Origin of the sequence: Olsenella sp. CU969, assembly GCF_905219715.1 — a bacterium.
Classification (GTDB): domain Bacteria; phylum Actinomycetota; class Coriobacteriia; order Coriobacteriales; family Atopobiaceae; genus Granulimonas; species Granulimonas faecalis.
The window spans coordinates 1-9,514 of the sequence record NZ_CAJMXC010000076.1 but is presented as its reverse complement, the minus strand read 5'-3'; the positions used below and the strand labels follow the sequence as shown (position 1 = coordinate 9,514).

1 protein-coding gene and 1 pseudogene are annotated in these 9,514 nt (G+C 68.3%); both read right to left on the bottom strand.

Annotated elements, in window-relative coordinates:
- Nucleotides 1–4,498 (bottom strand): annotated as a pseudogene (locus JX283_RS07080) (DUF11 domain-containing protein); the annotation flags it as partial.
- A 61-nt stretch (nucleotides 4,499–4,559) separates the two neighbouring features.
- A partial coding sequence (locus JX283_RS07075; protein WP_204829945.1) for an InlB B-repeat-containing protein occupies nucleotides 4,560–9,514 on the bottom strand: 4,955 nt, incomplete at its 5' end.

Here is a 9,514-nt window from a genome sequence, read left to right as displayed (position 1 = left end):
CGGGCGGCGTCACCACGACCTTCTTGGGGGCGTCGGGATCGTCGGGGTCGGGGTCGCTCACGGTGTCCGTGGGCAGCGTGCCGAAGGCGCGTCCCACGTTCACGAGCGACTGCGGGTCGGTGTGGCTCAGGCGCTCGGCGGTCACGCGGGCCCTGAAGCGCACGGTGGCTGTCTCGCCGCCGTAGAGGTCGCCAACGGCCACGTAGAGCGTGCGGCTGTCGGCGCCGTAGTCGACCGAGAAGTCGTCGGCCTTGAGCGGGCGCTCTTTCTCTGTGCCGCGTCGGCACACGACCTCGATGGAGCCGGGCACGTACTCCACGCNCACGGGGAGCGTGTCGGCCACCACGGCGGCGTGGTACACGGAGCCCGCCTTGGCGTTGGTCGCGGTGATGGTGTAGAGCAGCTCGTCACCCACCTGCACGATCTCGCGGTTGCCGCGGTCCTCGGCACCGGCCGTCACGTTGGCCCAGGTCTTGGCCACGGAGATGTCGCCCGCAGGCACGTCGGGGTCGGCAGGGACCACCACGAGGTCGTGGTCGTCCCCGTCGGTTACGTCCACCTGCACCACCACGGTGGTAGTGGAGATGGAGCCGTCTTCGCCCTCGTGCTCCCAGGTGACGGCCACGCGATAGGTGGAGGGGGCCGAGAGGGGCACGCCCCCGGTCACGGTGACCCCGCCGGCGCCGTCGACGCGCGTCACGGACACCGTGGGCGTCACACCATCGGGGAGCCCCTTGCCGTTCTCGGCGGCGATACGGGCAGCCACCTCGGCGAGCTCGTCGTCACCCATCACGGCTCCGGGGTCCACGGGGCGGGTCTCGGTGCCCTCGGCGTCGTCGACGGTATGGGACGGGTCGTCGGGGTCGGGGTCGGAGGGGTCCCGCTTCTCGGCCATGGGGTCGGCCCAGGCGCTTGCGGCGGGCTCGTCGGCGCTGCCCAGCTCCTTGCCGTTCTCAAAGTCAAAGCGCGTGTCCCACGGGAACACGTCGCCATGGAACTTGTCCTGGCCGTACACGCCCCAGGTGGCGCACTCGGAGCGTAGGGCCTCCAGAGGCCCGTGCTCGGGCAGGATCACTCCGTCGTTCACGGTGACGTCCATCACAAAGCGCACGGACTGGCCGCCGTAGAGGGCCGGCAGGATCGCCACGGTGAGGGTGTCGCCCGAGCGCGTGTAGCCGCTGCCCTCCTCGAGGGCGGTCACGGAGCCGTCGGCCGCCACGAGGCGCAGGGACGAGAGCGTGGCATCGGCCGGCACGGTGAGGGAGTAGACCGGGTTCTGGTACATGGTCAGGCCAGCGGTGTTGGAGACCACCGCGGTGTAGCGNACGGNNTCGCCCGGGCGCACGGTGCCGTCGGAACGCGAGACGTCCCGCGCCGTCATGGCCGCCTCGAGCGCGGGCTCCGTGGCGAGGTCCGGGTTCACGAACACCCGGAAGCTGCGGGTGGCCCCGTCGTAGGCGCCTGTGCCGTGGATGGTGGCGGTGATCACGGCCACGCCGGGACCCACCACGCGGGCCTTGGTGCCGGCCACGTAGGCGGAGGTGCCGGGCCGGTACTGGGCGCGGCGCCCCACGAGGCTGGCGTTGGGCTCCACAGCGACGACGCCGGGGTCGGAGCTCACGATGTCGATCTCGCCCACGGAGCTCGTGAGCGTGTAGACGTCGAACCAGTTCTTGTCCTTGCCGATGAACATGGCGCCGTCGACCACCTGTTGGGCCGGTGCGGCCTCGTAGTCGGCGTCGACCACCCAGGTCTTGAGGGAGCCGTCGTCGCCCACCACCAGGTTGCCGGCGTCGTCGCGCTCGCCGTCGAGGTAGCTCATGCGGGCCGCGGCCACGTCGAGGGCGGAGGGGTCCTTGGCAAAGGGGGCGGCCGGGTCGAAGCCCGTGGCCGTCAGGGCGCCGCTGTAGAGCGTGAAGCCGGGCTGGGCTATCTCGATCTCGACGTTGGTGACCGGGCTCTCGCTCTCGTAGTAGTTGAGGTAGGCGCTGTCCTCATAGGCAGGGCCCGCGGAGCGCTCGCCGCGCAGGGGCGGGTCATCCGAGGTCACAGACGTGTAGCGCACCTGCACGGTGTGCTGGTTGTCCTCGGTGGCGGCGAGGCCCCAGGCCTCGAGCTGGGAGCGCGTGATCTTGAAGTACCCCACCACGTGCTCGCGACCGTCGACCTTCTCGACCGCCACGGGAACGGAGGCGTCCCTGAAGGTCCCCTCGTCGAGCTCGATCACGCCGCCCTGGGAGGCCGNNAGGGGGCGGCCGTCGAGGTAGAGGCTCACGGTGCCCGTGGGGGCCGCGCACGTGGCGGCCGACGGCGTGTCGGTGCCGGGGATGGTGCCGCTCGTCACGTCGAAGGGCACCACGAGGCAGTCCATGGTGGCGGTGTTGAAGTCGATGGCGGAGTCGGAGCCCTGGGCCCACGTGGGCTCGCTGTAGGAGCGGGTCTCCCCTCCCACCTCGACGTCGACGCCGTGGCCGAGGGAGGAGATGTCGGCCTGGGTGGCGGAGTTCACCGGGTTGATGACGGCGTTGCCGCGGATGCGGTGGCCCCAGTACGACTGCATGCCAGGGTCGGAGGCGTACTGCTTGGAGACGATCTCGATGAGCTGGCGCCCGGAGTCCGTGGGCAGGGACGAGCCGGAACCGATGATCACAGGGTCGCCGTTCTTGTCGACCTCCTCGGAGACGGTCTGGTAGGTGTACTCGAGGGAGCNGGAGTCGGTGAGGCGCTTGGGCACGGTCTCGAGGCCCGCGGTAGAGATGTAGTGGCCCTCCTCCTCGGAGAGCTCGAGGCCGGGCAGGGGCAGGCCGTCGTAGTACTTGTCGAGCTTGGAGAAGTAGCCGGCCACTACCTNGCGGGCGGCGGGGTCGAGCTCCTCGTTGTCGAGGTCGATGTTGACGTAGCGCTTGAGGGTGGACCCGNAGGAGCCGCCGAGCTCCTCGACGTAGAGGGGCTCGAGGCGTTGCTCCTTGCCGTTGGCGTCGATGTAGTTGAGGCGCACCTCGATGCGGGCGGACTTACCGGTCTCGGGGTCCTTCTGGAGGTAGGCGTCGGAGANCCAGAGGTACAGCTTGCCGTCGTCGAACATGGTGGGCGCGCCGTAGCTGTGGGGCTGCCCGTTGACGAAGAGCTGCCAGCCGCTGATCTTGGAGTTGAGGCTGTCGAGCTGCTCGAGCTCGGCCTTCATGTCGATGGTGACCATGGTCAGCTTGGTGGTCTTGGTCTCGTCGGACCACGGGCCGTCGCCCTGGAACTTGCTCATGTTGGCGATGCGCATGGAGCCGCCGGTGACGATGACGGTGCCGTCGCGGCCACCGAGGTCCCAACGGCCGCTCCCCGACGTGGGCAGCAGGGTGCCACCGGTGACCTTGATGACCTTGCCCTTGGCGCCCGGGGCGGCCGCGGAGTCGCAGGCGCCGCCGAAGGCGTTGCCGTGGGTGAAGCCGCGGGCCTTGAGAAAGCCGCCGTTGATGGTGATGTTTCCACAGGTGGAGTTGGGGGTGGTGGTGAGGGCGCTGGGCTGGCGGGCGCCGCCGTTGTAGGTGGTGCCGCCCTCGTAGCGCAGCGGGGCGCCGATGGCGGCGCCGTGGTACGAGCCGTAGGCGTCGATGTCGGCNGCGTTGAAGACCATGTCGGTGGCACCGCCGCCGCAGCCGGCGNCGATGCCCGCGCCGACGCTGGCGTAGTAGCTGCCGCTCACCGGGATGTCGGCGTCGCCGCCGGCACCGGGGTTGTCGAGGTCCACGGCCACGCCGCGCCAGGTCACCGCGACGNCGGAGCCGCCGTCGAAGACCATGAGCCCGGCGTTCTCCATGGAGCCGGAGCCGATGGCCGCACAGCCGTAGCCTCCGGCCACCTTGAGGACGCCGGGGTCGTCGGAGGCAAGTTTGAGGATCTCGTCGCCCACGGCCACCTCGGTGCCGTCGAGCAGCGTGCCGGCCGTGGCGATCTTGCCGCCGTCCACCTCCACGTGGGTACCGTCGGTGAGGCGGTTGGTCACGGAGTCGTCGATGGTGAGCTTGGNGGNCTCGGCCACGTGGATGCCGGCGCAGTTGGTGTCGAGCTGCGTGCGCAGATAGTTGGTGGAGCCGTCGGCAAGGGTGATGTGGAGCGACGCGCCGGGCCAGNGGTCGATAGGCGAGTTGCGGTCCGCCGCCGTCGTAGGCNNNGAGCTCTTGCTCGTGAGGTCGAGGTTGTCGAGCGTGATGGAGGCGTCCACCCCCTCAGCGATCTTGATAGAGCCCTCGCCGGTGCCCGAGAAGCTCAGCGGGGTCCCCGTCTTCACGGTGAGCAGGAGCGGCGAGGCACTCACGTCGTAGTCGACGCCGCTCATGCCGCCCGTGACCGTGACACCGCCGAAGACGGTGGTCGACGTCCCCTCCCGGACAGCCTCGGCCACAGCGGCCACACAGGGCTGAGGCACCGAGAGGGCCACGGCCAGCAAGGCGGCCAGCAAGGTGCGCCGGGACAGAAGGCGTGGGTGGGTGCGTTTGGACTTCATGGGTTCCACTTCCTTCCCTTATCGGGATAGCTGTATTCAGCCTGAATATAGATACACTACCTCACTTTTCCCTTTTGAAGACCCATGGGCAGGCGGTCGGCGGCGGGCCCATCGGCCTGCGGGGTTCCATTCCCACAGGAAAGGGCCCGCACCTTTCGATGCGGGCCCTTTGGGAAGCGGTGATGGGCGGTACCCTCCCCCGCNGCCGTTNCTCCTCGTCGTCGCGACGCTTGCGGCGGATGACCAGGGCTCCGGTGGCCGCCAGGGCGATGGCACCCAGGATGCCCATGGCGGGGGCCACGGAGGCGATGTCTCCGGTCCTGGGAACCGCGCCGCCGGTGAAGGGGAGCCTGCGCGTCGTGGTCGTGGTGGTCGTGGTCGTGGTGGTCGTGCTCTGGCTCTTCAGCCAGTCGAGGTACTTCTGGTGGTCGGGGTGGCCCTCGTCCTTCCAGTCGTAGACGCCGTCACCGTCGGTGTCCACGTTCTTGTCGGGCTTGCCGTCGCCGTCGGTGTCGATGTTGATGTCAGGCCAGCCGTCGCCGTCGGTGTCCACGTTGACATCGGGGGTGGGCACGGGATCGGCCTTGGGATCCACGGGGTCCGGGACGCCGTCGCCGTCCTTGTCCACGATGTTGAGATCGGGCTTGCCGTCGCCGTCCTTGTCGATGTTGAGGTCGGGCTTCCCGTCGCCGTCGGTGTCGATGTTCACGTTGGGCTTGGGCGCCTCGGGGTCCTTGGGGTCCACGGGGTCGGGCTTGCCGTCCAGGTCGACGTCCACGATGTTGGTGTCGGGCTTGCCGTCGCCGTCGGTGTCCACGTTGGTGTCGGGCTTGCCGTCGCCGTCGGTGTCCACGTTGGTGGTGGGGACCTTGGGAGAATCCGGGTCCTTGGGGTCCACGGGGTCGGGCTTGCCGTCGCCGTCGGGGTCGACGATGTTGATGTCGGGCTCGCCGTCGCCGTCGGTGTCGATGTTCACGTCGGGCTTGCCGTCGCCGTCGGTGTCCACGTTGACCTCAGGGATGCCGTCGCCGTCCTTGTCGATGTTGGTGGTGGGCTTCTTGGGGTCCTTGTCCGGGTCGTCAGGGTCCACGACGTCGGGATCGGGCTTGCCGTCGCCGTCCTCGTCGACGATGTTGGTGTCGGGCTTGCCGTCGCCGTCGGTGTCCACGTTGGTGTCGGGCTCGCCNTTACCGTCGGTGTNCACGTTGGTGTCGGGCTTGCCGTTACCGTCGGTGTCCTCGTTCAGGAGGATGGTGGTCACGGCCACGTGGTGGTCGGCGTCCACGTTGGTGAAGCCCTTGTCACCAGCGGAGCGGGTGGAGACCTGGGACCCGCCGTGGTTGAACACGTTGTCNNTCACAGAAGCAGAGTCGCCGTCCACCTCGACGTCGATGATGTAGGGGACGTTGAGGGGCATGGCGGAGGAGCCGCCCTCGTCACCCTCGGCCTGGGCGACCGGNGCGCCGTCGNTCTCCCAGGTGACCTGGTGGTCGGCCCCGGCGCTCACGGTCTTGGTGGGCGTGATGGTGAGGGCGCCGTAACCGCGCACGTCGGTGGAGATGACGTAGCGGGGCTCGAATCCGCTCTCCTTGATGGGGTCGGAGGGACGGTTGGGCTCGAGGACCACCGTCACCACGGTGTCGGCAGTGACGTTGTCGAGGTTGATGGTGGAGGCTGCGGCCCCGCCGTTGACGGAGACCACGCGGTACCCGGCGAGGTCGGCCCAGGAGAGGGTGGCGTTGCCGCCGTCGGGCACGAAGCCTTCACCCTCGGTCTTGGGCTCGGTGGCGAGCACGTTGCCCTCGGGGTCGGTGAAGACCACGGAGACGCGGTGGAGTTTGCCGTCCTGACGGTCGGAGACGACCTGCTTGGTGTCCTCGGGCGTCTCGCTCTCGGACACGAAGTAGACCACCACCATCTGGTCCTCGGTGATGTTGGTGATGCTCANCGAGGTCTTGCCGTCGGTGGTGACCGGCTCGGTGAAGACGTTCTTGTCGGCGTCGGGGCCGTTGGTGCCGTCGGCGTAGGCCTTGGTCATGAGGGAGAAGCCCTCGTCGGCTGGGGCGTCGTCGGAGAGCTGGGAGGCGGCGGCCGCCAGGGCGTCGTCGTCCGCAGCACCCTCGGGCTCCTGGGCCTGGGTGTCGTCGGACGCAGGCTCGGTGCCATCGGCCTCATCGGCCACAGGGGCGGAGACGCTGGGGGCAACCGGGTCCTCGACGGGCTCGGCGGCCTGGGGCTCGTCGGCCTGGATGTTGCGAGGGTCGCTGGCGGGAGCCTGGGCGGCCGGGTCGGCCGAGAGCGCCTCGGGGTTCACCTGGTCGGCAAGGGCCTGGGGCTCGTCCGCGGTCTCCTGCTCGGAGGCTGTGGCGGCACCGTTCCAGGTGACCTTGCCCTTGATGGTCTCGGCGATCGCGCCGTCCTGCCCGATCAGGTGGGTGATGGTGCCCGTCTGGGACGCGGCAGCACCGTTGCGCCTGTCGGTGACCTCCACGGCCCCCACCCTGAAGCCGGACTTGGGGGTGGCGAGGATATTGGAGTAGTTGCCGTAGAGACCANCCGTGCGGGANGCCACGATGGAGCCGCCGTCGGCGTTGGGGACGACCTGACCGTCGACCACCTGGCGNGTGACCTTGTAGGTCTCCACCTTGCGCACCACGGGCTCCACATAGACCTTAACGTCGGCGTCCTGGGTGAGGGTGACGGTGACCTGCTGGTTGTCCTGGNCGACCTTGGCGGCGGTGTCGCCGGTGACCTCGACCTTACTCACCTGATAGTAGGTGTAGTNCTCGGAATCGTAGTTGTCGCCGTTCTCGACCTTGTACTCCACGGTGTGGGTGTCGCCCTCCACCTTCTTGGAGACAAAGCCGCCGTCGATCTCACCGGCACCGCCAATGATCTGGGTGGTCACCTTGACCCACTCGTCGGGGTCGGAGAAGTCCGGCACTACCGGGTCGGGGTCGGTGCCGTCCTCGGAGGCCGGTTCCTGGAAGAAGTAGATGTCGACGACGTGGTTGGCGTTGGGGGTGAGGCCATAGCTGGCTGCATCCTTGAGGTTGGTGCGGAAGTTGCCGTTGGCGTCCACACCACCTCGCACGGTCTTGCCGTCGACACGGATCTCATAGGCCTTGTAGGCCGACCCGTTGCGGTCCCACGTGAAGGTCCAGTCGGCGCCGGCGGCGTCGGCGAACGGGATGGTCTTGCTCGTGGAGGTAAGGAAGGTGCTGTCGCCGCCATAGCGGTTCACGGTGATGGTGTAGGCACCGTCGCNGCTGNTTCCGCCGATGGTGGGCATGGAGGTGCTCGTCACATAGACGGACACCTTGTGGTCGGCGGCAAGGCCCTTGAAGTCGAAGGTGTTGCCGGAGACCTCGACCTCGCGGCCGTCCACCAGCACGCGGTTTANCTTGCAGCCGGNNCACACGTTCCACTCGANACGGGCGTCGGTGCCGGCCAGGTATGGCCTGGTTCCGGTGATGGTGCAGCCGTCGGAGGCACTGCAGCCGTGGATCTCGGTGGTCACGGTGTAGGCCTTGCGGGGCACGTCGCCACCGGTGGGGCCGGAGGGGTCGGTGGTGCCGGAGTCCTTCACGAACTCCACCACGATGTTGACGTTGTCGGTGAGGCCGTCCTCGGGGGTGAACNANCCCTTGGCGATCAGGTCGTCACGGACCACGCCGTCCACGGTGACCTTGGCCACGTGGCTGCCGGCGTCGGCCTTCCAGCTGACCGTGGGTTTGGAACCCTCACGCTGGGCGGTCTTGGACTCCACGGTGCCGGTGCCGGTGCTGTGGCCGTCGGCCTTCACCACCACGTCGAGGTAGCGGTCGTAGTAGAGGCGCAGGGCCAGGCTCGGGCTGCCGGTGACGGTGCCGGTGAGCACGTTGTTGGGGTTGTCGGCGTTGTACCAGTACTTGGCACCGCCCACGGTGAGCTCGGCCGTCTTGTCGCCGTCGGCCACGGCCACGGTGGACTCAGTGGCGGCGGTGTAGGTCTTGGTGACGGAGGCGTCGTTCACACGGGTGTAGACGGCGTTGCCCTCGGCGTCCTTGGCGCCGGAGTTGATCCAGTACTCGACGGTGTACTTGGTGTCGTCACGCGGGGCCCACGTGGCCTTGAAGGTGTGGTTCTCGGTGACGATGGGGGCACCGGTACCGTCGGTGGTCTCCTCGCGGAGCTCACCGTCCTCCTCCACNNAGTGCCAGCCGGTGAAGTCGTAACCGGTCTTGGAGGGGGTGGGGAACCGGGCCATGGAGCTGGTGGCGTAGGAGGGAGCGTTGGCCTTCTGGTAGGAGACGTCGCCCACGCGGCTGCCGCCGTCGGAGTCGAAGGAGACGATGAACTTGCTGGTGTCGTACTTCCACACCGCGTAGACCGTGATGTCGTGGGACGGCATGGTGGGGGCGGCCACAGGGGTCAGGCCGGCGTCGGCCGTGGAGGACTTGGCGAAGGTGTTGGCGTAGTCGTCCATGGCGTTCTTGGTGGTGGACCAACCCTGGAAGATGTAGCCGGCCTTGGTGGGCACGCCGCGGCCCTGGACGGGGATGGCAAGGGAGCCCACGTTGGTGCCGAAGGCCACGTCCTCGATGGAGCGGACGTTGCCGAGGGAGCCGCCGTTGGCGTCGAAGCGCACGACGTAGTTGCCGACCTCCCACTGGGCCACGAGGTAGTAGGTGTCGCGCTTGACGGCGCCGCTCTCCTCGNCNACCTCCTTGACGGCCAGCTGGTCGGTGACGTCGGCCACGTTGGCCTTGTTATTGATGTAGGCGGAGTCGGCNACCTTGGTGGCGTCGTCGGTGTTGAGGAGCTTCCAGCCCATGAAGGTGTATCCCTCACGGGTGGGGGTCACGTTGTGGTCCTCGATCTTCTTGTAGATGGAGGACTTGGAGACCACCTGGAACTCGGAGGAGGGCTTGCCGGAGATGTCACCGCCGTTGGCCAGGTAGATGAGCTTGGCGTAGTCCTTGGAGTAGGACGGGCGGATGATGATCTCGTTGCCCTCGGGGTCGGGGGTGGAGC